This is a genomic window from Burkholderia paludis, assembly GCF_000732615.1.
Lineage (GTDB): Bacteria > Pseudomonadota > Gammaproteobacteria > Burkholderiales > Burkholderiaceae > Burkholderia > Burkholderia paludis.
Genome location: NZ_JPGL01000122.1, coordinates 1 through 913 on the forward strand (window position 1 = coordinate 1; position 913 = coordinate 913).

General features: G+C 63.0%; 1 pseudogene. It reads left to right on the forward strand.

The features are described from left to right. Positions 1 to 913, forward strand: a pseudogene (locus GQ56_RS0138500) (IS3 family transposase); the annotation flags it as partial.

Consider the following 913-nt stretch of genomic DNA (forward strand, 5'->3'; position numbering starts at 1 on the left):
GAGCCGGTGAAAGATCTGTGCAGGCGGCACGACATCACGGAGCAGACGTTCTACCGGTGGCGAAACAAGTTCGGCGGTATGGATGTGGCCGAAGCCCGTCGGCTCAAAGAGCTTGAATCGGAAAACGAGCGGCTCAAGCGCCTGATTGCCGAGCAACTGCTGGTGATCGATGGCCTGAAGGAGTTCAGCCGAAAAAAATGAATACCCCGACGGGCCGGCGCGAAGCGCTGGAAGTCCTGATCCGGCGGGGGCTGTCACAACGCAAGGCATGCCGTTACCCGGGCTTGAGCCGCCGGGGTGCCGGCCTACAAACCTAGACAGCCGGAGAAAGATCGGCTTCTGGGCGAGCAGTTGATCGCAGCGTCTCAGGAGGTGCCGCGCTTTGGGTATCGACGTATCTCGGCCTGGCTGTCGCTGGGCGAATCGCGGGTGCGCCGCCTGTGGCGAGCCCTGAAGCTGAGTATCCCGAGACGGCGCCCGCGTCGCAGACGCTGCGGCAGCGACATTCGCCTGCCCGGCGCGACGCGGCCCAATTCGGTCTGGAGCTACGACTTCGTCCACGATCAGCTGGTAGACGGCCGGGGCTTGAAGATGCGGTGCGTTATCGATGAATACACGCGGGAATGTCTGGCGATCGAGGTCGGCGCCAGCCTGCGCTCGCAGGACGTGATTCTGGTGCTGTCGAGGTTGATGCGGTTGTATGGCAAGCCAGCGTTCATCCGGTCGGACAACGGTGCGGAATTTACCGCTGCCCGTGTCATGCGCTGGTTGCGCGACGCGTCTGTCGGCCCGGCCTTCATCACGCCCGGTAGCCCATGGCAAAACGGTTTCGTCGAGAGCTTCAATGGCAAGCTGCGCGACGAACTGCTGAATCGCGAGTGGTTCCGCAGCCGTGCTGAAGCCAGGGTGCTCA